The 20,267-nt window shown below is 69.7% G+C and carries 18 protein-coding genes; 8 read left to right on the forward strand and 10 right to left on the reverse strand.

The features are described from left to right. Positions 1-3: 3 nt before the first annotated feature. Entirely contained in the window at positions 4-933 is a 930-nt protein-coding gene (locus tag AC1DVI_RS07120; RefSeq protein ID WP_476957328.1) for a LysR family transcriptional regulator, read from the reverse strand. Between the two features lie 96 nt (positions 934-1,029). Between AC1DVI_RS07120 and AC1DVI_RS07125 the strand changes: the two genes are divergently transcribed. Further along, a complete protein-coding gene (locus AC1DVI_RS07125; protein ID WP_476957329.1) occupies positions 1,030-1,809 on the forward strand; it encodes an NAD(P)H-dependent oxidoreductase in 780 nt (259 codons plus the stop codon). Between the two features lie 8 nt (positions 1,810-1,817). Here AC1DVI_RS07125 and AC1DVI_RS07130 read toward each other — a convergent pair whose 3' ends face one another. After that, positions 1,818-2,270, reverse strand: coding sequence for a DMT family transporter (locus tag AC1DVI_RS07130; protein ID WP_476957330.1), 453 nt, complete (start codon positions 2,268-2,270; stop codon positions 1,818-1,820). 109 nt (positions 2,271-2,379) lie between these two features. Beyond that, on the reverse strand, positions 2,380-3,090 hold the full coding sequence (locus tag AC1DVI_RS07135) for a helix-turn-helix domain-containing protein (protein WP_476957331.1): 711 nt from the start codon (positions 3,088-3,090) through the stop codon (positions 2,380-2,382). 122 nt (positions 3,091-3,212) lie between these two features. On the opposite strand from AC1DVI_RS07135, the gene AC1DVI_RS07140 reads away from it, so the two are divergent. Together AC1DVI_RS07140 and AC1DVI_RS07145 are read left to right on the forward strand one after the other, a co-directional pair. Next, the gene (locus AC1DVI_RS07140; protein WP_109138816.1) at positions 3,213-4,832 is read left to right on the forward strand and encodes an ABC-F family ATP-binding cassette domain-containing protein; all 1,620 of its coding nucleotides are present in this window, start codon (positions 3,213-3,215) and stop codon (positions 4,830-4,832) included. 241 nt (positions 4,833-5,073) lie between these two features. After that, on the forward strand, positions 5,074-5,286 hold the full coding sequence (locus tag AC1DVI_RS07145) for a hypothetical protein (RefSeq protein WP_237905244.1): 213 nt from the start codon (positions 5,074-5,076) through the stop codon (positions 5,284-5,286). Between the two features lie 59 nt (positions 5,287-5,345). Here AC1DVI_RS07145 and AC1DVI_RS07150 read toward each other — a convergent pair whose 3' ends face one another. The 7 genes from AC1DVI_RS07150 to paoA all read right to left on the reverse strand — a co-directional run bounded on the left by AC1DVI_RS07150 (position 5,346) and on the right by paoA (position 14,551). Next, positions 5,346-6,434, reverse strand: a complete 1,089-nt coding sequence (locus tag AC1DVI_RS07150; RefSeq protein WP_145627260.1) for a TRAP transporter substrate-binding protein — start codon at positions 6,432-6,434, stop codon at positions 5,346-5,348. Positions 6,435-6,578: 144 nt separating this feature from the next. Next, positions 6,579-7,718, reverse strand: coding sequence for a hydrogenase formation protein HypD (gene hypD, locus AC1DVI_RS07155; protein WP_476957332.1), 1,140 nt, complete (start codon positions 7,716-7,718; stop codon positions 6,579-6,581). A 125-nt stretch (positions 7,719-7,843) separates the two neighbouring features. After that, positions 7,844-8,485, reverse strand: coding sequence for an SH3 domain-containing protein (locus AC1DVI_RS07160; protein WP_476957333.1), 642 nt, complete (start codon positions 8,483-8,485; stop codon positions 7,844-7,846). A gap of 96 nt (positions 8,486-8,581) precedes the next feature. After that, complete coding sequence (locus AC1DVI_RS07165) at positions 8,582-10,531, reverse strand: M1 family metallopeptidase (RefSeq protein ID WP_476957334.1); 1,950 nt, start codon at positions 10,529-10,531, stop codon at positions 8,582-8,584. Positions 10,532-10,724: 193 nt separating this feature from the next. Further along, complete coding sequence (gene paoC / locus AC1DVI_RS07170) at positions 10,725-12,917, reverse strand: aldehyde oxidoreductase molybdenum-binding subunit PaoC (protein WP_476957335.1); 2,193 nt, start codon at positions 12,915-12,917, stop codon at positions 10,725-10,727. A 3-nt stretch (positions 12,918-12,920) separates the two neighbouring features. Beyond that, positions 12,921-13,871 carry an FAD binding domain-containing protein gene (locus AC1DVI_RS07175; RefSeq protein ID WP_476957336.1) on the reverse strand — a complete coding sequence of 317 codons (951 nt, stop codon included), beginning with the start codon at positions 13,869-13,871 and terminating at the stop codon, positions 12,921-12,923. Continuing rightward, a complete protein-coding gene (paoA, locus tag AC1DVI_RS07180) occupies positions 13,868-14,551 on the reverse strand; it encodes an aldehyde dehydrogenase iron-sulfur subunit PaoA (protein WP_476957337.1) in 684 nt (227 codons plus the stop codon). Before paoA ends, AC1DVI_RS07175 begins: the two co-directional genes overlap by 4 nt. Positions 14,552-14,864: 313 nt before the next feature. Here paoA and AC1DVI_RS07185 point away from each other — a divergent pair, with 313 nt between their 5' ends. The 5 genes from AC1DVI_RS07185 to AC1DVI_RS07205 all read left to right on the forward strand — a co-directional run bounded on the left by AC1DVI_RS07185 (position 14,865) and on the right by AC1DVI_RS07205 (position 20,035). Further along, positions 14,865-15,800: a LysR family transcriptional regulator gene (locus AC1DVI_RS07185; RefSeq protein ID WP_476957338.1), complete on the forward strand. Its 936-nt coding sequence runs from the start codon at positions 14,865-14,867 to the stop codon at positions 15,798-15,800. A 110-nt stretch (positions 15,801-15,910) separates the two neighbouring features. Beyond that, a complete protein-coding gene (locus tag AC1DVI_RS07190; RefSeq protein WP_476957339.1) occupies positions 15,911-17,092 on the forward strand; it encodes a CaiB/BaiF CoA transferase family protein in 1,182 nt (393 codons plus the stop codon). A 2-nt stretch (positions 17,093-17,094) separates the two neighbouring features. Further along, positions 17,095-17,934, forward strand: coding sequence for an HTD2 family dehydratase (locus AC1DVI_RS07195; RefSeq protein ID WP_476957340.1), 840 nt, complete (start codon positions 17,095-17,097; stop codon positions 17,932-17,934). Positions 17,935-17,971: 37 nt separating this feature from the next. After that, positions 17,972-18,835 carry an HpcH/HpaI aldolase/citrate lyase family protein gene (locus AC1DVI_RS07200; protein WP_476957341.1) on the forward strand — a complete coding sequence of 288 codons (864 nt, stop codon included), beginning with the start codon at positions 17,972-17,974 and terminating at the stop codon, positions 18,833-18,835. Between the two features lie 36 nt (positions 18,836-18,871). Then, positions 18,872-20,035, forward strand: coding sequence for an acyl-CoA dehydrogenase family protein (locus AC1DVI_RS07205; protein WP_476957342.1), 1,164 nt, complete (start codon positions 18,872-18,874; stop codon positions 20,033-20,035). Positions 20,036-20,267: the final 232 nt, after the last annotated feature.

Here is a 20,267-nt window from a genome sequence, read left to right on the forward strand (position 1 = left end):
TGGCTATCCCCGGGACGACCGCTCGATCCCGGGGATGGTCGCGACCGTCTCCGCCAGGAACTCCACCAGCAGCCGGACCCGCGCGATGCCGGCCCGTTCCGGCACGATCAGCAGGTTGAGCGGCACGGCGGGCGGCGCGTGGTCCGGCAGGAGAAGCTCCAGGCGGCCATCGGCGAGCAGGTCGTCGACCAGCCAGACATGGGCCGGGCCGATGCCGCGCCCGGCGAGGTAGGCCTCGCGCGCGGCCAACCCGTGATCGACCCGCAGCCGTCCCCTCAGGGAAACGGCGTGGAGGGCACCGTCCGGCCCTTCGAGCGTCAGCCGGTCGCTCCCCGCGATGTTCGACATGCGGACGCCCTCGAACCCCGCGAGGTCGTCCGGCGTCGTCGGTCGGCCGTGCCGCACCAGACAGGCCGGCGCCCCGACGAGAACGCGCCGGCTCAGCCCCAGCGCCCGCCGCCTCAGGGAGCTGTCGGTCAGCGGGCCGAGGCGGATGGCGATGTCCACGCCGTCGCGGACGAGGTCGATGCGCTCGTCGGTCAGGCCGAGATCGACGGCAATGTCCGGATGGCGGTCCTGGAAGGCGAAGATCAGCCGGCTGATGTGCCGGACGCCGAGCGCCGCCGTGCAGGACACCCGCACCGTTCCGGCCGAGGCGCGGCCAGTGTCGCACGCCTCGTCGCCCGCCTGTTCGACGAGGCGCAGGATCTGGACGGCGTTGGCGTAATAGCGCTCGCCCTCCGCGGTCAGCGCGACGCGCCGGGTGGTCCGGCTGAACAGGGCGACGCCCAGCGCCTCCTCCAACTCGCGGATGTGCCGGGTGACGCTCGATTGCCCGATGGCCAATTCGCGCGCCACCGCCGACAGGCTTCCTCGTTCGGCGACGCGCACGAAGCTGCGCATGCGGTCCAGCGTGACGTTCGATTGATCCATTTTACGGCAGAGTTCTATCCATTCACTTTATCTACCGGATCAATCGCCGCACGCATAGCTTGGAACGCACGTGCTTCAAGCGAACAGGTGCCTGTGATGAACGTGCTGATCGTCTTCGCCCATCCCGACCCCCGCTCCCTCAACGCCGCCCTGCGCGACGCCGCCGTCGCGGAACTGGAGGCGCGAGGCCACGCCGTGCGGGTCTCCGACCTCTACGCCATGAACTGGAAGGCCACGGTCGACCACGCCGACTTCCCCAGCCTCGGCGTGGGCGAGCGCCTGAAGGTGGCCGCCGCCTCGGGCGCCGCCTTCGCCGCCGACGCGCTGACCGACGATGTGAAGGCCGAGCAGGAGAAGCTGCTGTGGGCCGACGCGCTGATCCTGCAATTCCCGCTCTGGTGGTTCACCATGCCGGCGATCCTCAAGGGCTGGGTCGACCGCGTCTACGCCTACGGCCTCGCCTATGGCGTCGGCGAGCACAGCGACCGGCGCTGGGGCGACCGCTACGGCGAGGGCCGTTTCGCCGGCAAGCGCGCCATGCTGGTGGTGACGACGGGCGGCTGGGCCGAGCATTACGCGCCGCGCGGCATCAACGGCCCGATCGACGACCTGCTGTTCCCGATCAACCACGGCATCCTGCATTACCCCGGTTACGACGTGCTGCCGCCCTTCGTCGCCTACCGGGTGGACCGCTTCGACGAGGCCGGCTTCGCGCGGGCGGCGGAGCGATTGCGGGAGCGGATGCGCACGCTGGAGACGACAGCGCCGATCCCCTTCCGCCGCCAGAACGGCGGCGACTATGCGATCCCCAGCCTCGAACTCCGCCCCGGTCTGGAAGCCCCCGGCGCGTCGGGCTTCGCCCTGCACCGGACCTGAGACGGCTCCTACAGGCGGATCAGGACGACGCCGAGGATCAGGGAGGCGGCGCCGGCCAGCCGGGTCGGGCTTATCGGCTGCTGCGGCAGGCCGAGCAGGCCGACATGGTCGAAGGCGAGCGAGCCGAGCATCTGGCCGACCACGATCAGCGCCAGCACCGTCGCCGCTCCCAATCGGGGCACCATCAGGATGGCCGTCCCGATGAACAGCGCCCCGAACAGCCCGCCGGTCCAGGTGACCCACGACCCCACCCCGCCCACCGCTTCGGCGAGGCGGGGTCCGGGCGCGAGGAGTGCCACCGCCAGCATCGCCAGCATGCCGACGACGTAGCTGACGAAGCCCGCCCACCAGGGCGAGCCGAGGTCGGTCCGCAGATTGGCGTTGAGGACCTGTTGCAACGCGACGCTGACCCCGGCGCCGATCACCAGGAGGTACGAGACGGCGGACACTGCGATGGACATGCCATGCTCCCAAGCTTGCCTGTGGCCGCGCCGCCGGACCCGTGTCCGTGCGGCGCTCTCGGGCGGATGGGTAGCAGGCGGGCCGGCGGCGGTCTGGTACGGATGTGACCTAGCCGGCCCGGTAGCGGCCCGGCGTCACGCCGAAGGCGCGGCGGAAGCAGCGCCCCAGATGGCTCTGGTCGGTGAATCCGGTGTCCGCCGCGACCGCGGCGATGGGCTCCCCCGCGCGGAGCAGCAACCGCGCCTCGTTCAGCCGCTCCTGAAGCCCAAAGGCATGGGGCGGCACGCTATGGTGCTTGCGGAACCGGCGGGAATAACCCTCGCGGCTCATCCCGGCGCGGCGGGCCGCGTCGCCGACGCTGTCCCACGCCTCGCCCCCCGTGAACGCGGATGCGGGTTCCACCCCGGTCCCGATGAAGCGACGGTGGTCTTCGGCGATCCGCGTCAGGTCGGCCCAGCCCAGCCCGCCTGTCCCCCGCCAGTGCCCGGCCAGCGCGGCGATCACTTCCGGCGCGGCGTACAGGCCCGGCGGCGTGTAGAGGTTGATGCAGACGACCTCGTCCGCCCCGCACAGCGATCGATGCGGCGCTCCCGCCGGGATGTGCACACCCTCGCCGGGACCGGCCTCGCACAGTTCGCCCGCGATGACGAAGCGCCGCCGCCCCGCCAGGACGAAGGTCAGCTGGTCCTCGCGATGGAAATGCACCGGCAAGGCCACGTCGCAGCCGCGCACCGTCCCCAACTCGACGATGCCGCTGCCGACGGGACGCCAATAGTCCCAAACCTGCGGCGGACGCCCCATGACGGCGATCCTTCCCATGACACTGTTTTCGGATTGCGATTTTCGCATGGCACCGATCAGGACTCCATCGCACCGCGCATCCTGTGGCATAAGAGCCCCCGCCACGCCATGGGAACAACGCCGCAGGAACGCAGCCTCACATGATCCGCTTCGACAACATCAGCAAGCAGAATGGTCACCGAATCCTCTTCCTCGAAGCATCGGCGGCGTTGAACCGGGGCGAAAAGATCGGGCTGGTCGGTCCCAACGGGGCGGGCAAGACGACGCTGTTCCGCATGATCACCGGCGAGGATTTGCCGGACACCGGTCAGGTGGCGATCGAGAAGCAGGCGACCATCGGCTACTTCAACCAGGACGTCGGCGAGATGTCCGGCCGCTCCGCCGTCGCCGAGGTGATGGACGGCGCCGGCCCGGTCAGCACCGTCGCCGCCGAGCTGGCCGAGCTGGAGGCCGCCATGGCCGACCCCGACCGCGCCGACGAGATGGACGCCATCATCGAGCGCTACGGCGAGGTCCAGGCCCGCTTCGACGAGCTGGGCGGCTACGAGCTGGAGGGCAAGGCGCGCGAGGTGCTCGCCGGCCTCAGCTTCAGCCAGGAAATGATGGACATGGACGTCGGCATGCTGTCCGGCGGCTGGAAGATGCGCGTGGCGCTGGCCCGCATCCTGCTGATGCGGCCCGAGGTCATGCTGCTCGACGAACCGAGCAACCATCTGGACATCGAAAGCCTGATCTGGCTGGAGGGCTTCCTCAAGGGCTTCGAGGGCGCCCTGCTGATGACCTCGCACGACCGCGAGTTCATGAACCGCATCGTCAACAAGATCATCGAGATCGACAGCGGGTCGCTGACCAGCTACTCCGGCGACTACGGCTTCTACGAGCGCCAGCGGGCGCTGCGCGAGAAGCAGCAGGAGGCGCAGTTCGAGCGCCAGCAGGCCATGCTGGCCAAGGAGCTGAAGTTCATCGAGCGCTTCAAGGCCCGCGCCTCGCACGCCAGCCAGGTCCAGAGCCGGGTGAAGAAGCTCGACAAGATCGAGCGCTTCGAGCCGCCCAAGCGCCGCCAGATCGTGACCTTCGACTTCCCGCCGGCCCCGCGCTCGGGCGACGACGTCGCTGTGCTGAAGAACGTGCACAAGGGCTACGGCAGCCGGACCATCTACGAGGGGCTGGACCTGACGATCCGCCGCAAGGAGCGCTGGTGCGTCATGGGCGTCAACGGCGCCGGCAAATCGACGCTGCTGAAGCTGGTGGCGGGTGCCACCGAGCCGGACAGCGGCACCGTCGCGGTCGGCGGCAGCGTGCGGATGGGCTATTTCTCCCAGCACGCCATGGACCTGCTCGACGGCGACAAGACCATCTTCGAATCGCTGGAGGCGTCCTTCCCGCAGGCGAGCCAGGGGTCGCTGCGCGCGCTGGCCGGCTGCTTCGGCTTCTCCGGCGACGATGTGGAGAAGAAGTGCCGGGTCCTGTCCGGCGGCGAGAAAGCCCGGATGGTCATGGCGACCATGCTGTTCAACCCGCCCAACTTCCTGGTGCTGGACGAGCCGACCAACCACCTCGACCTCGACACCAAGCAGATGCTGATCTCGGCGCTGGGCGCCTATGAGGGCACCATGCTGTTCGTCTCGCACGACCGCCATTTCCTGGCCGCCCTGTCGAACCGGGTGCTGGAGCTGACACCGGAGGGCATCCACCAGTACGGCGGCGGCTACACCGAATATGTGGCGAGCACCGGGCAGGAGGCGCCGGGCATCCACTGATAAAAAGCCCTCTCCCCCCTGGGGAGAGGGTTGGGTGAGGGGGCGTTTGCGCCCGGGAGGGCGGGGAGAACGCTCTTGAGGTGCTTGCTTGGCGCGCCTTCGGCGCCCCCCTCATCCTGACCTTCTCCCCAGGGGGGAGAAGGAAACACACGGCAACAAGCGTCTTGCGCATCCTGTGGCCTCCATGGAAACTCGTCCCCGTGTCGTTCGGGCTGGGTTGCGCAACCATGGAGATTTTGGAATGGCTGGGTACGACAACGCCGACGGCCCTGCAGGGCTGGTCATCCGCCTGATCGACAGCGCGGTGAAGGCCCTGAACGAGATGTCCGACGCCGCGGGCGAGATCGCGCCGGACGTCGGCAATCTGACGGACACGCTGGTGGCCGCCCAGCGCATCGCCGACCGCGCGTCGCAGGATCTGCAACGCCTGTCCCAGAAAGTGGCCGCCCAGTAGCGGCCGAAACGGTGCGGCGCCGCGAAGCGCCGCACCGCTCCTCCCTTACCGGCCTTTGATCAACGACGTTGCCCGGCGGTGAAGGTGAAGTTGTCGAAGCTGTTCTCGGCAACGCGGAACCACAGATACTCCTCGTCGCGGAACTTCTTCCACGGCTCGTAGATCTTAGCGAACTTCGGGTTGTTCTTGGCCGTCTCGTCGTACAGTTCGTAGGCCGCCTTGTAGCAGGCCTCCATCACCTCGCGCGGGAAGGGACGGAGCTGGGCGCCGCCGGCGACCAGACGCTTCAGGGCGGCGGGGTTGTCGGAGTCGTACTTGGCGTTCATGATGGCCAGCGCCTCGAAGCAGGCCGCTTCCAGCGCCGCCTGATAGGGCTTCGGCAGCTCTTCCCACTTCTGCTGGTTGACCAGAAGCGACACGTTCAGGCCGCCTTCCCACCAGCCGGGGTAATAGTAGTATTTGGCGACCTTGTTGAAGCCCAGCTTCTCGTCGTCGTAGGGGCCGATCCACTCGGCGGCGTCAATGGTGCCCTTTTCCAGCGACGGGTAGATGTCGCCGCCGGCGATCTGCTGCGGCACGACGCCCAGCTTGGTCAGCACCTGACCGGCGAAGCCGCCGATGCGGAACTTCAGACCGCTCAGGTCCTGGACCGTCTTGATCTCCTTGCGGAACCAGCCGCCCATCTGGGTGCCGGTGTTGCCCGCCGGGAAGTTGACGACGTTGTAGCCCTTGAAGAAGTCGCGCAGCAGTTCCATGCCGCCGCCCTGGAGAATCCAGGCGTTCTGCTGGCGCGCGTTCAGGCCGAACGGCACCGTCGAATCGAAGGTGAAGGTTGGGTCCTTGCCGACATAATAATAGCTGGCGGTGTGGCCGCACTCGACCGTGCCGTTCTGCACGGCGTCGAGCACCTGGAGGCCGGGGACGATCTCACCGGCGGCAAAGGGGCGGATCGTGAATTTGTTGTCGGTGATGGCGGCGACGCGGCGTGAAATCACGTCGGCGGCGCCATAGATGGTGTCCAGGCTCTTCGGAAAGCTGGAAGCGAGGCGCCAATGCACTTCCGGGGTGCTCTGCGCGATGGCCGGAGCCGCCAGGGTGCTGGCCGCGACGCCGACACCGGCGCTGGCAAGGAATGAACGGCGTTTCATGCGGGAAGTCCCCTCCTGTTCTTTTGTTCGGGAACGAACCTATCAGCCTCCTCCGAACCCCCGCAAAAGGTTAGCCGTGCAAGGAGCGAATAGCTTCCCCGACGAAATGTTTCGTGACAAACCGTTCGCGGTTGAAACCAACGGTTACGGCACCGCTTGTCGGTGGTCGCGAAAGCGCCCATAGGTGTAATGGGCGGCACAGCCGCCTTCCGCCGACACCATGCAGGAGCCCATCGGATTCTCCGGCGTGCAGACCGTGCCGAACAGCTTGCAATCGCTGGGTTTCTTCACCCCGCGCAGGATGTCGCCGCACTCGCAGCCCTTGTGGTCGGGCACCGCGCGCCCCGGCACGGCGAAGCGCCGCTCCGCGTCGAAGGCGGCGAACGCCTCCTTCAACCGCAAGCCGCTGTCGGGAAGCGAGCCGAGGCCGCGCCATTCGAAGCCGGGACGCACGTCGAAGGTATCGGCGACGATCCGCTGGGCCTTCCGGTTGCCGTCCGGGGTCACGGCGCGGGTGAACTGGTTCTCCACCTCCGCCCGCCCCTCGTTCGCCTGCCGGATCAGCATGAGGATGGCCTGGAGCACGTCCAGCGGCTCGAACCCGGCGATCACCACCGGCTTGCGGTAGGCCTCCGCAACGAACTCGTACGGGCGGCTGCCGATGACCACGGAGACGTGCGCCGGCCCGACGATGCCGTCGAGCGGCAGTGTGCCCATGCTGCGCACCTCTGGGCTGTCCATGATGCCCCGGATGGCCGCGGGGGTCAGGACGTGGTTGCAGAAGACGCTGAAATTCCGCAAGCCCTTGGCCTGGGCGGCGTGGACGGCCACCGCGGTCGGCGGTGTGGTCGTCTCGAAGCCGATGGCGAGGAAGACGACGTCGCAGTCCGGATTCTCCTCGGCGATGCGCAGGGCGTCCAGGGTCGACAGGACCATCCGCACGTCCGCCCCCTCGGCCTTCGCCTTCAGCAGGCTGATCCGCCCCGATCCCGGCACGCGCAGCACATCGCCGTAGGTGCACAGGATCACGCCGGGCTGGCGTGCGATGGCGATGGCGTCGTCGATCCGCCCCACCGGCAGGACGCAGACCGGACAGCCCGGCCCATGGATCATCCGCACGTTGTCCGGCAGCAGGTCGGGAATGCCGTAACGGGACACCGCGTGGGTGTGGCCGCCGCAGAACTCCATCAGGTGATAGGTCCGCCCGCTCGCCGCCTCCCGCGCGATGGCGGTGGCGATGCCGCGGGCCAGCGCCGCGTCCCGGAATTCATCGACGTACTTCATCGTCCCCGCCCCTTCGGCCTGCCACAGCGGCATTTGGACGGCGGCGGGGAGTGCTGGCGTTGATGCGGATCAAGAATGGGGCGCGGGGGGGACGGCGTCATGCCCTCCCCGCCGCGAAACCCCCTTTACTTCGAGGCGCCCATCATGGGCAGCGACAGCTCCGGCCCCCGCCCCGAATCCTCGATGGCGATGGCCGAGGAGCCGGGGGAACCCAGCGCCACGCTCACCGGACGCCCGTTGTTGTGGTTCTTCCACATCTCGTAGAGGGCCAGCGCCGCGTAGATCTTGGCCTCGCGGCTGGTGTTGTAGAGCCATTCCTGGGTCGGGATGACGCGCAGCGCGCCGTTGCCCGACTGCTCGACCCGCTCCGCGAAGCGGTAGCCGAGCTGGTTGTTGATGCCCGCCAGCAGCCCGTCGAATCCCGAGGAGATCCGCCCGAACCCGGCGTCCGACGCCGCGGAGGACGCGCCGCCCAGCGTGCTCGGCGTCTGCCGTTTCACGAGGTCGCCGAAGACCCAGCCCTCCTCGCCGGTGCGCATCGAGCGCACGCCGATCCAGCTGCCCTCCTGCTTCAGCTCGATCACCTCGTCGCCGCGGGTGACCGTGGAGCGGACCGAGGCATTGTCGGAGGGGGCCGCGCGCAGGTTCACCTTCTCGCCGGTCACCGTGTGGATGTCGCCGGGGGCCGCCGCCACGGGCAGCGCCAGCGCCGCCGCCACGCCGACGCCGGCCAAGGTTCCGAGGAAAGTCTTCGTCATCCGAGACATGTGCATTCTCCCGCAGAACGCGCGCATCGCGCGCCGTTTCCCCTACAACAGGCAAAGGCGGGGTATGCTCCATGGACAGCTGCCGGGCGGGCGAGGCTACTCGAAAGACACACGCAGCGGGCTGTCGCCAGCGGGCCAGACGCCGCGGTCCACGGCGCGGGCGCCCTCGAAGACCAGCCAGCTCTGCCGCCCGTAATGGGGCAGCGGGCGCAGCAGCGCCTGGAGCGCCGCCGCGTCGTCCGCCGTCACCGCCAGCAGCGGGCGGCCCTGCGGCGTGCGCGCGGTCCACACCCGCGCCGTCCCACGCCCTGCGAGGCTGTCCGGCAGCGGCGGCAGGCCGAGCCGGGTCAATAATCTCTCCACCTCCCCCGCCGTCCCGATCACGGCGAGCGGAGCAGCGGGATCAATGCGGTTGGCAGTGGCGATCCGCGGCGTGCCGTCCGCCAGCCGCTCGGCCAGCGCGCGGGCGGCCTCCGCCGCGGGACCGTCGTCGGCGGCGATGACGGTGGTGGCCGCGTGGTCCAGCGTCACGTCGCGCAGGGTCGGCGGCGCCTCCCCCGGCGCCAGACGGCGGAACAGGCCGAAGCCCGGATCGACCGCCAGCGCCCGCGGCGCGGCGGCGGTCCGGATCGTCACGGTCGTTTCGCGTCCGTCGAGGCGGACGGCAAGGCGCTCCATTCCCGCCGCGGTTTGCACCTCCACCGAAACGGTCAGGCCATAGGCCGGCTCGCTCTGGCGCAGGGTCAGCGCCACCCCGTCGCCGTCGGCCTTCGCCGCTACCAGTTCCAGCGTCGGCGCCCCGACGCGGGTCAGCCACTGCGCGAAGAAGGGGCCGAGGTCGTGCCCCGACGCCTCCGCGAAGGCGTGGCGCAGATCGTCCCACCCCGCATCCTGGAAGCGCTTCTCCTCCCAGAAGCGGCGGATGCCGGCGTCGAAGGCCTCCGCCCCGATCTCGGCGCGCAGCATATGGAACAGCATCGCCGCCTTGCCGTAGCCGACGATCTGGGCGGCGTCGTGGACCTTGGCCCGGAAATCGGTCAGGGCGGAATCGCGCTCCGCCGGCAGGGCGGCGTAATCGCGCAGCCAGTCCAGCCGCATCGCCCGCGCCGCGTCCTCCCCACGCGCCTCGGCCGCCGCGTAGTCGGCCATGAAGGTGGTCAGCCCCTCCGACCAGTTGCCGGGCCAGTTGCCGTCTCCGCCGACGCGCACCCCATTGCCCCACCAGTTGTGCAGGATCTCGTGGGGCAGCGACTGGGCGCGGATGAAGGGCAGCGGCATCACCGAACGCCCGATGTAGGTCAGCCCCGGAAAGCCCAGACCGACCGGCAGCGGGGCCGAGAGGATCGCGAATCCGGCGAAGGGATAGGCGCCGATCCGCGCCGCCTGCGCGTCGACGGTCCGGGCGCTGAGGTCCAGATACTCGTCGGCCAGCGGGGCCTGTTCCGGATGGAAGTAGGTGCGCAGGCGCAATCCGTTATGCATCCGCTCCGTCACCTGCCACACCCCGGCGAAGAGCGACGGCTCCTCGACGCCGCGCTCCTCCGCGAAGGTCGCGGTGTAGCTGTCATCATCGCGCGTCTCCTCCACCAGACGCCCCGTCGCCACCGCGACGAAAGGCCCCGGCACGCGGACCGACAGGCGCCAGGAGGGCGGCTCCGCCGCGCCGCTTTCGGGAGTCGGAATCCAACCGGTGCCGGCAGGCAGATAGGCGCCCTCCGCTCCGCCTCCCCCACCACGCGATTCCGGCGTGAGAGGCGGCAGGGTCCCGGCGTAGCGCAGACGCAGTTCGCCCCCACCCTCCGGAACGGTCACCGACAGGGCAGTGCCGCGCACCGCGACCGGCTTGCCGTCGAGCCGGGCTTCGCCGACCACCAGCCCCGGCGCCAGCCGGAGCCGGTGCGCCCCGGCGGGCAGACGCAGCCGGTCCTCCACCGCCAGCCGCCGCGCGGCGGGGTCCAGCGTGACGGTCAGGTCATGGTTCAGGCCGGCGGCCCAGCCGGGCGCGGCGGCGAGGATGCCGCAAAGGGCGAGGAGGAGGGTGCGCATGGCCCTCCAATATATGGCTTGGGCTGCGCCGCACCAGCGTCGGCACGGCGGCGTTGCGGGGTTTCCCCACCCATACGCGCCAAACCAAGGGATGAGCGATTCAAGGTCACGCTCGGCCAGCTGTGCGAGGCATAATTTCGCTGACGGCCATTCGGACACGGGCGGGGGAAGGCAAAGCCCTTCCCCCTCTCCCTCACCCCACGGCCGGCAACCGGTCCAGGAACTTGTCGAGCGTGATCGGGTACTCGCGCACCCGCAGGCCCGTCGCGTTGTGGACCGCGTTGGCGACCGCCGCCCCCACCCCGCACAGGCCCAGCTCGCCCACCCCCTTGGCCTTCATTGGCGAGGAGATCGGGTCGGCCTCGTCCAGGAAGATCACCTCCTGGTGCGGGATGTCGGCGTGGACCGGCACCTCGTAGCCGGCAAGGTCGTGGTTGACGAAGAAGCCCGCCCGCTTGTCGAGCGCCAGTTCCTCCATCAGCGCCGCCCCGACGCCCATGGTCATGGCGCCGATCACCTGACTGCGCGCCGATTTCGGGTTCAGGATGCGGCCCGCCGCACAGACCGCCAGCATCCGCCGCACGCGGATCTCGCCGGTCGCGGCGTCCACCGCCGCCTCCACGTAATGGGCGCCGAAGGTCGATTGCTGGTATGTCTTGTCGAGGTCGCCGTATTCGATGCCGTCCTCGGCGGACAGCCCGTCGGTGCCCGCCGCTTCGGCCAGCGGGATCTTGCGGTTGCCGGCGACGACCTGCCCGTCCGCGAACTGCGCGTCGGCGGAGTTGACGCCCAGCCGCTGCGCCACCGCCTCGCGCAGCTTCACGCAGGCGGCGTAGACCCCGGCGGTGGCGTTGTTGGCGCCCCATTGCCCGCCCGAGCCGGCGGACACCGGAAAACTCGAATCGCCGAGCCGCACCGCCACCTTGTCCAGCCCGACCCCCATCATCTCCGCCGCGGTCTGGGCGATGATGGTGTAGCTGCCGGTGCCGATGTCGGTCATGTCGGTTTCGACCGTGACGATCCCGCGCTGGTCCAGCCGCACCCGCGCCGCCGATTTGGTCAGCAGGTTGTTGCGGAAGGCCGCCGCCATCCCCAGCCCGACCAGCCAGCGCCCATCGCGCACTTGACCCGGCTTCGGGTTGCGCTTGGCCCAGCCGAACCGCTCCGCCCCCAGGCGCAGGCACTGCACGAGCTGGCGCTGCGAGAAGGGCCGGTTGGGATCGGCAGGGTCGGTCTGGGTGTCGTTGCGGATGCGGAACTCCACCGGGTCCATGCCCAGCTTCTCCGCCATCTCGTCCATCGCAACCTCCAGCGCCATCATGCCCGACGCCTCGCCCGGCGCGCGCATGGCGTTGCCCTCGGGCAGGTCGAGCATGGCGATGCGATTGCCGATCAGGCGGTTCGCCCCGGCGTAGAGCAGCCGCGTCTGGTCGGTCGCCGTCTCCTCCGAGCCGCCGGGCAGGTTGCCCGACCAGCTTTCATGCGCGATGGCGGTGATCGTGCCGTCGGGCGTGGCGCCGATGCGGATGCGCTGGATGGTGGCGGGGCGGTGGGTGGTGTTGTTCATCATCAGGGGCCGCGACAGCCCGACCTTGACCGGCCGCCCGGCGGCCCGCGCGCCCAGCGCCGCCAGCAGCGCGTCGGCGCGCAGGAACAGCTTCCCGCCGAAGCCGCCGCCGATGAAGGGGGAGATGACCCGCACCTTGTCCTTCGGCATCTTCAGCGTCGCCGACAGGTCGGTGACCATCCAGTCGATCATCTGGTTGGAGGTCCAGACGGTCAGCCGGTCGCCCTGCCAGGCGGCGATGGTCGCGTGCGGCTCCATCATCGCGTGGCTTTCGTCCGGCGTGGTGTAGGTCTCGTCGAGTTTCACCGGGGCCGCCGCGAAGGCGCCCGCGAAATCACCCACAACGGAATCGCCGTCCTTGGTCTTCTCCGCCTTGTCCTTGACCGCCGCCAGATCATAGGCGCCGTCCGCGGGGGTGTAGTCGATGCGGACGAGCCCCGCCGCGGTGCGGGCCTGCTCGAAGGTCTCCGCCACCACCAGCGCGACGGCCTGCTGGTAATGCTCGATCTCCGGCCCGCCGAGCAGGGTCGCGGCGTTGCGCTTGCTCTTGTCGAGCGGCCCGGCGTTCTCCGCCGTGACGATGGCGACGACGCCGGGGGCCTTCCGCGCCGCCTCCAGGTCCATGTACGCGATGCGCCCCTTGGCGATGCCCGAGCCGATGACCCAGCCATAGGCGACGTTCGGCGCCACGTCGTGCCATTCATAGGCGTAGGTGGCTTTTCCCGTCGTCTTCAGCGGCCCATCGATGCGGTCGGTCGGCTTGCCCACCACCTTGAGCTGGTCGATCGGGTTGGTGGTCGCGGGAGTGTCGAACTTCATGTCTCACCCTTTCGCTTCGGCCAGCACCGAGGCGAGCGTCCGCTCGACCAGGGTCAGCTTGAATGCGTTGTCGTGCGTCGGCTTCGCATCGGCCAGCAGCCCGGCGGTCACCGCCTTGGCGCCGCGCGGCATCTCGGCCTCCGCGGCCTCGACGCGCCACGGCTTGTGCGCCACGCCGCCCAGCGCCACCCGCCCGCTGCCGTCGCGCTGCACCACCGCCGCGACGGAGACCAGCGCGAAGGCGTAGGACGCGCGGTCGCGCACTTTGCGGTAGACGTGGGTGCCGCCGACCGGTTTGGGCAGCGTCACCGCGGTGATCAGTTCGCCGGGGACCAGCGCCGTTTCGATGTGCGGCGTGTCGCCGGGCAGCCGGTGGAACTCCGCGATGGGAATGCTCCGCGTCGTCCCGTCGGCCCGCACCGTCTCCACCGTGGCGTCGAGCGCGCGCATGGCGACGGCCATGTCGCTGGGGTGGGTGGCGATGCAGGCGTCGCTCGACCCGACCACGGCGAGCTGTCGGCTGTAGCCGCCGATGGCGGCGCAGCCGCTGCCGGGCTGGCGTTTGTTGCAGGGCTGGTTCGTGTCGTAGAAATAGGGGCAGCGCGTGCGCTGGAGCAGGTTGCCCGCCGTCGTCGCCTTGTTGCGCAGCTGGCCCGACGCCCCGGCGAGCAATGCCCGCGACAGCACGCCGTAGTCGCGCCGCACCCGCGGGTCGGCGGCAAGCGCCGTGTTGCGCACCAGCGCGCCGATGCGCAGCCCGCCGTCCGGCGTTGCTTCCAGCGTGTCGAGCTTCAGCCCGTTGACGTCGATCAGATGGGCCGGCGTCTCGATCTCCAGCTTCATCAGGTCGAGCAGGTTCGTGCCGCCCGCGATGAACTTGGCGCCCGGCCGGCGCTCGACCGCGGCGGCCGCGGCGGCGGGGGAGTCCGCCCGCTCGTAGGTGAAGGGTCTCATGCCTCCCTCCGTGCGACGTCCGAGATCGCATCGACGATGTTGGAATAGGCGCCGCAGCGACAGATGTTGCCGCTCATCCGCTCCCGGTACTCGTCCACGGTGGCCTGGGGCGCGGCGGTCAGGTCGGCGGTGACGTGGCTGGGCACGCCGGCCTTGATCTCATCCAGCATCGCCACCGCCGAACAGATCTGGCCCGGCGTGCAGTAGCCGCACTGGTAGCCGTCATGCTCCACGAAGGCGGCCTGCATGGGGTGCAGCCTGCCGGGCAGGCCCAGCCCCTCGATGGTGGTGACGTCGCCGCCCTCGTGCATCACGGCGAGCGTCAGGCAGGAATTGATCCGCTGCCCGTCGACGATAACCGTGCAGGCGCCGCATTGGCCGTGGTCGCAGCCCTTCTTGGTGCCGGTGAGGTGCAGATGCTCGCGCAGCGCATCGAGCAGGGTCATCCGCGTGTCGAGTTCGAGGTCGCGTCGCTGCCCGTTCACGGTGAAAGTGACCTTGGACAGGACGGGCGACAGAGTGGACGCGTCAGCTTCGGTCGCGGGGGGTGGCATGGCGGTCTCTCCAACGGTGGCCGCCCGCGCCGGCGCCCGGAACGGCGCCGCCGTCAGCGCGGCGGTGGCGGCGGTCCCAAGCAGGAGGCCGCGCCGCGTCATGTCGAGGTCGCCGGAGTATCGCATCGGTGAAATCCTCTTCCCTTCCTGGCTGTGGTCCCGGCCCCACGGGGCGGGGCACAGGCGTGCGGACGGCTCATCCGCTTGTGCGGATGGGGAAAAGCTAGGGCGTGCCGGTCCGGCGATTACCCGCCGGTCCCCGATAAGTCTTATGAAGCGGATCAATGGAACGCAGTGGCCCTGCGGATGGTTGAACCGGGTTTGCCCGGCGCTTCCTCATCCACTCGCCTTGATCCGCTTGCGACGCACCGACATGATTGGCCGAGGCGGGAGGCTTATCGCCCCCGCAGGCAAAGGGCCGGGCAAAGGAAGGTGAGCGTTGGATCTGCGTCAGTTGCGGTATTTCATCGGCATCGTCGATGAAGGCTCCTTCACGGCCGCGGCTCAGAAGCTGAACGTCGCCCAACCGGCCCTCAGCCACAATATCCGCAATCTGGAGGCGGGCCTCGGGGTCAAGCTGCTGACCCGCGGCGTCCATGGGGTCAAGCCGACCGCCGCCGGCACCCGGCTGTACGAGCACGCGGAGATCATCCTGCGTCACGTCGCCCAGGCGACCGAGCAGGTGCGCAACTGCTCGGGCACGCCGAGCGGGCTGGTGACCGTCGGCTTCACCTCGTCGGTGGCGCTGGTGGCGGCGGTTCCCCTGGTGCAGGCGGTCCGCGCCGAGCTGCCGCAGGTGTCCCTGCGGGTGGTCGAATCCTTCAGCGGGACGATCCTGGAATGGCTGAACGACGACCGGCTGGATTTCGGCTGCATCTACGACGTGACGCGGTCGCGCACCCTGCTGGCCGAATCGCTGGTGCGCGAGGATCTCTACCTGATCGGGCCGCCGGGCGACGAGGACGGCGCCATCGCCTTCGACGAGCTGGCCGGCAAGGACCTGATCCTGCCGAGCCGCCCGCACAATCTGCGCGACCGCATCGAACGGGTGGCGCGCGAGACCTGCACGATCGTCACCGTGGCGGTGGAGATCAACGGGCTCCCCCAGATCAAGACGCTGGTCGCCAAGGGGGTGGGCTATTCGGTCCTGCCGATCTCGGCGGTGATGGACGAATGGCGGGCGGGCCAAGTCTCCGCCCGGCTGATCGTTTCGCCGTCCTTGCGCCGCTCGGTCCATCTCTGCCGGCCCCGCGGCGCCCCGGTGACCGAGGCCGCGGCGGCGGTGCGCGAGACCTTCCTGCGGGTGGTGCGCGATCTGGTCGGCGGCGGCGACTGGCCCGGCACCCTGCTGCTGGACGAGGCCCCTGCTTCATAGCGCTTCGTTATGCGATGCATGCTCCATCTGTATTGGATCGGGGCCGGTCCGGCTGTTTACCATCGCGGCCTCGGACGATTGGCCCTGGCCCACAGCGGAGGCTTCGCAGAATGACTTTACCTCTGGCTGGACCTCTGTCGGGACGGCTCGTCGTCTCGCTGGAGCAGGCGGTGGCGGCACCGCTCTGCACGTCGCGCCTCGCCGACGCCGGGGCGCGGGTCATCAAGATCGAACGGCCGGAGGGCGACTTCGCCCGCGGCTACGACGCCGTGGTCCACGGGCAGAGTTCCTATTTCGTCTGGCTCAACCGCGGCAAGGAGTCGGTCGTCCTCGACATCAAGAAGCCGGAGGACGCCGAGTTGCTGGAGCGGCTGATCGCCCGCGCCGACGTCTTCGTGCAGAATCTGGCGCCCGGCGCGGCGGAGCGGGCCGGCTTCGGCTCGGACGCGCTGCGGCGGCGCCATCCCCGGCTGATCACCTGCGACATCTCCGGCTACGGCGACGACGGCCCTTACCGCGACATGAAGGCCTACGACCTGCTGGTGCAGAGCGAGACCGGGTTGGCCTCCATCACCGGATCGCCGGACCAGCCGGGGCGCGTCGGCGTGTCGGTGGCCGACATCGCCTGCGGGATGAACGCCTACACCGGCGTCCTCCAGGCGCTGCTGGAGCGCGAGCGCAGCGGCGAGGGGTCGGCGGTGGCCGTGTCCCTGTTCGATTCGCTGGCGGAGTGGATGATGGTTCCGCTGATGCACCACGACCACGGCGGCAAGGCGCCGGGACGGGTCGGGCTGATGCACCCGAGCATTGCCCCCTATTCCGCCTTCGCCCTGGCCGACGGCCGGCAGGTGGTGCTGTCGATCCAGAACGAGCGCGAATGGGCGGCCTTCTGCGCCGACGTTCTGCTGCGGCCGGAACTGGCGACCGACGAGCGCTTCGCGACCAACAACCGCCGCGTCGCCAACCGCCCGGAGCTGGACGCGCTCGTCGCTGCCATTTTCCAAACCATGGACCACGCCGAGGCGGTGCGCCGCCTGAACCGCGCGCGCACCGCCTTCGGCTCGCTGAACGAGGTGGCCGACCTGTCCACCCACGCGCAGCTGCGCCGCGTGACCGCCGAGACGCCGGGCGGACCGGTCGACGTGGTGGCGCCGCCGGTGCAGGTGCGCGGCCGACCCTACGCCTCCGGCGCCGTTCCGGCGTTGGGCCAACACACCGACGCCGTCCGGCGTGAGATCTTTGAACCGACGCCGTCCGGCGTCAAACCGTCGAACAATAAGGGGGGAGCATGAGCATGGACCATTTGCGCGACTGGATCGGCCGGTCGGAAGGCGCCGAGGACGTCGCGGCGCCGGTGGCGCTGACCGGGCTGGCGGCGATGCTCGACCACGACAATCCGCCCTGGCCGGCGGGCGAGGTGCCGCCGCTTGGGCATTGGCTGTATTTCCTGCCCAAGGCGCTGCAGCGCGACATCGCCGAGGACGGCCACCCGCACAAGGGCGGCTTCCTGCCGCCGGTGGACCTGCCCCGCCGCATGTGGGCCGGCGACACGTTGACCTTCCACCGCCCCATCCGCAGCGGCGAGGCGATCACCCGCCGCTCGACCATCGAGGAGGTCACCCCGAAGGAGGGCCGGTCGGGCCGGATGGTCTTCGTGAAGGTCCGGCACGAGATCAGCACCGCCGCCGGCGTCGCCATCACCGAGTTCCATGACATCGTCTACCGCGAGGCCGCCAAGCCCGGCGACGCCCCCGTCCCCGGCGAGCGTCCGGCGGGCGAGGCGGTGTGGCAACGGCGCATCCAGCCCGATCCGGTGCTGCTGTTCCGCTATTCGGCCCTGACCTTCAACGGCCACCGCATCCATTACGACCGCGACTATTGCCGCGACGTCGAGGGCTATCCGGGGCTGGTGTTCCACGGCCCGCTCAGCGCGACCATGCTGATGGACCTGTTCCTGCGCGAAAATCCGGGCGCGCGGGTGACCGGCTTCCGCTTCCGGGCGAAGCGGCCGCTGTTCGACATCCATCCGCTGACCCTGTGCGGCGCCCCGACCGAAACCGGCGCCACGCTGTGGGTGACCGACCACGAAGGCTTTGTGGCGATGTCCGCCGAGTTGGAGGCCGAACGGTCATGACGGCGGCGCATTGCGGCTCGGTTGGAGGAGGCGTCTGATGTCCCTGCCGTATCAATCCTACCTCTTCGTCCCCGCCGACAACGCCAAGCTGCTGGAGAAGGCCCATCAGCGCGGGGCGGACGCCCTCATCCTCGACCTTGAGGATGCGGTCCTGCCCGCCGGCAAGCCGGAGGCCCGCCGCGGTCTCCCCGCGCCGATCGAGCGGCTGCACGGGCTGGGCGTGCCGGTGCTGGTGCGGATCAACAGCGGCTGGCGCGACGCCGTCGCCGACCTGGAGGCCGCGGTGCGCCCCGGCGTGGCCGCCCTGGTGGTGCCCAAGGCCGAGGACGCCGGGGCGCTGCGCGTCCTCTCCGCCATGATCGCGGAGTGGGAGGCGGAGCGCGGCCTGACGCCGGGCGCCATCGGCCTCGTCGCCCTCATCGAGAGTCCGTTGGCGCTGGAACGGCTTGCCGAGATCGCCGCCGTTCCGCGCGTGGCGGCCCTGGCGCTGGGCAGCGAGGATTTCGCCCTGACGCTGGGGGTCGAGCCGACCGAGGCGCTGCTCTCCCTACCCTGCCGCCAGATCGCGCTGGCCGCCGCCGCCCGCGGCTTCGCGGCGATCGGCCTGCCCGGCTCGCTGGCCGAGTTCCGCGACCTCGACGCCTACCGCGCCATGGTGGCGCAGGCGCGGGCCGTCGGCATGACCGGCGCGCTGTGCATCCACCCGGCCCAGTTGCCCGTCGTCCGCGACGTCTTTTCCCCCTCCGCCGCCGACGTGGCCTGGGCCGGGCGGGTGGTCGCGGCGTGGGACGAGGCCCAGGCGGCGGGGCGCGGCGCCGTGTCGGTGGACGGGCGCATGGTCGACCGCCCGGTCGCCGAACGGGCGAAGGCCATCCTGGCGCGCAGCGCCCCCACGAGCTGAAACACGGCAACAATCAATAAAGCAGGGTGACGAGACATGAAGACCAGCATCGGTCAGGGCTTCGACGAGATCCGCGACGCCGTGCGCGCGCTCTGCGCCGAATTCCCCAGCGAGTACCATCGCCGCATCGACGAGGAGCGCGGCTATCCCGAGGAGTTCGTGGACGCGCTGACCAAGGCCGGCTGGATGGCCGCCCTGATCCCGGAGGAGTATGGCGGCTCGGGCCTCGGCCTGACCGAAGCCTCGGTGATCATGGAGGAGATCAACCGCTCGGGCGGCAACTCCGGCGCCTGCCACGGCCAGATGTACAACATGAACACGCTGGTCCGGCACGGCTCGGAGGAGCAGCGCCGCCGCTACCTGCCGAAGATCGCGGCGGGCGAGCTGCGCCTCCAGTCGATGGGCGTCACCGAGCCGACCACCGGCACCGACACCACCCGCATCAAGACCCGGGCGGAGAAGAAGGGCGACCGCTACGTCATCAACGGGCAGAAGGTGTGGATCTCCCGCGTCCAGCATTCCGACCTGATGATCCTGCTCGCCCGCACCACGCCGCTCGATCAGGTGCGCAAGAAGTCGGAAGGCATGTCGATCTTCATCGTCGACATCAAGGAGGCGATGCAGAAGGGCATGACCGTCCAGCCCATCCGCAACATGGTCAACCATGAGACCAACGAGCTGTTCTTCGACAATCTGGAAATCCCCGCGGAGAACCTGATCGGCGAGGAGGGCCAGGGCTTCAAGTACATCCTGACCGGCCTCAACGCCGAGCGGGTGCTGATCGCGGCGGAATGCATCGGCGACGGCTACTGGTTCGTCGACAAGGTGTGCGACTACACCCGTGACCGTCAGGTGTTCGGCCGCCCGATCGCTCAGAACCAGGGCGTACAGTTCCCCATCGCCGAGAGCTTCATCGAGGTGGAGGCCGCCAACCTGATGCGCTTCGAGGCCTGCCGCCTCTACGACGCCGGGGAGCCCTGCGGCGCGCAGGCCAACATGGCGAAGTATCTGGCCGCCAAGGCGTCGTGGGAGGCGGCGAACGCCTGCCTGCAGTTCCATGGCGGCTTCGGCTTCGCCAGCGAATACGACGTGGAGCGCAAGTTCCGCGAGACCCGGCTGTATCAGGTGGCGCCCGTCTCCACCAACCTGATCCTGGCCTATGTCGCCGAGCATGTCCTGGACCTGCCGAAGTCCTACTGACCGGGCGGGTTTCCCCGGGCGCAATTCCCCATCGGTACCGGAGGTGGCCTGCATGCCGCCTCCGGGTTTGGGCTGATCCGCCGCCTCAGCCGAACCAGGCGGCGACGTTTCCGGTCTGGCCGAGGATGGTGATGCGGGCGCCGGAGCCGATGTCGAGGGTGGTGTTTCCGCCCTCCACCCGCGCCGAGCGGATCACCGCGCCGAGGTCGATGCCCGCCTCGTGGAAGGCCAG

It is taken from the genome of Azospirillum sp. P4_B5 (assembly GCF_056402275.1).

Coding starts and splice junctions, on each gene's coding strand:
- AC1DVI_RS07120 (WP_476957328.1), bottom strand. CDS start 933: ATGGATCAATCGAACGTCACGCTGGACCGCATGCGCAGCTTCGTGCGC.
- AC1DVI_RS07125 (WP_476957329.1), top strand. CDS start 1,030: ATGAACGTGCTGATCGTCTTCGCCCATCCCGACCCCCGCTCCCTCAAC.
- AC1DVI_RS07130 (WP_476957330.1), bottom strand. CDS start 2,270: ATGTCCATCGCAGTGTCCGCCGTCTCGTACCTCCTGGTGATCGGCGCC.
- AC1DVI_RS07135 (WP_476957331.1), bottom strand. CDS start 3,090: ATGGGAAGGATCGCCGTCATGGGGCGTCCGCCGCAGGTTTGGGACTAT.
- AC1DVI_RS07140 (WP_109138816.1), top strand. CDS start 3,213: ATGATCCGCTTCGACAACATCAGCAAGCAGAATGGTCACCGAATCCTC.
- AC1DVI_RS07145 (WP_237905244.1), top strand. CDS start 5,074: ATGGCTGGGTACGACAACGCCGACGGCCCTGCAGGGCTGGTCATCCGC.
- AC1DVI_RS07150 (WP_145627260.1), bottom strand. CDS start 6,434: ATGAAACGCCGTTCATTCCTTGCCAGCGCCGGTGTCGGCGTCGCGGCC.
- hypD (WP_476957332.1), bottom strand. CDS start 7,718: ATGAAGTACGTCGATGAATTCCGGGACGCGGCGCTGGCCCGCGGCATC.
- AC1DVI_RS07160 (WP_476957333.1), bottom strand. CDS start 8,485: ATGTCTCGGATGACGAAGACTTTCCTCGGAACCTTGGCCGGCGTCGGC.
- AC1DVI_RS07165 (WP_476957334.1), bottom strand. CDS start 10,531: ATGCGCACCCTCCTCCTCGCCCTTTGCGGCATCCTCGCCGCCGCGCCC.
- paoC (WP_476957335.1), bottom strand. CDS start 12,917: ATGAAGTTCGACACTCCCGCGACCACCAACCCGATCGACCAGCTCAAG.
- AC1DVI_RS07175 (WP_476957336.1), bottom strand. CDS start 13,871: ATGAGACCCTTCACCTACGAGCGGGCGGACTCCCCCGCCGCCGCGGCC.
- paoA (WP_476957337.1), bottom strand. CDS start 14,551: ATGCGATACTCCGGCGACCTCGACATGACGCGGCGCGGCCTCCTGCTT.
- AC1DVI_RS07190 (WP_476957339.1), top strand. CDS start 15,911: ATGACTTTACCTCTGGCTGGACCTCTGTCGGGACGGCTCGTCGTCTCG.
- AC1DVI_RS07195 (WP_476957340.1), top strand. CDS start 17,095: ATGGACCATTTGCGCGACTGGATCGGCCGGTCGGAAGGCGCCGAGGAC.
- AC1DVI_RS07200 (WP_476957341.1), top strand. CDS start 17,972: ATGTCCCTGCCGTATCAATCCTACCTCTTCGTCCCCGCCGACAACGCC.
- AC1DVI_RS07205 (WP_476957342.1), top strand. CDS start 18,872: ATGAAGACCAGCATCGGTCAGGGCTTCGACGAGATCCGCGACGCCGTG.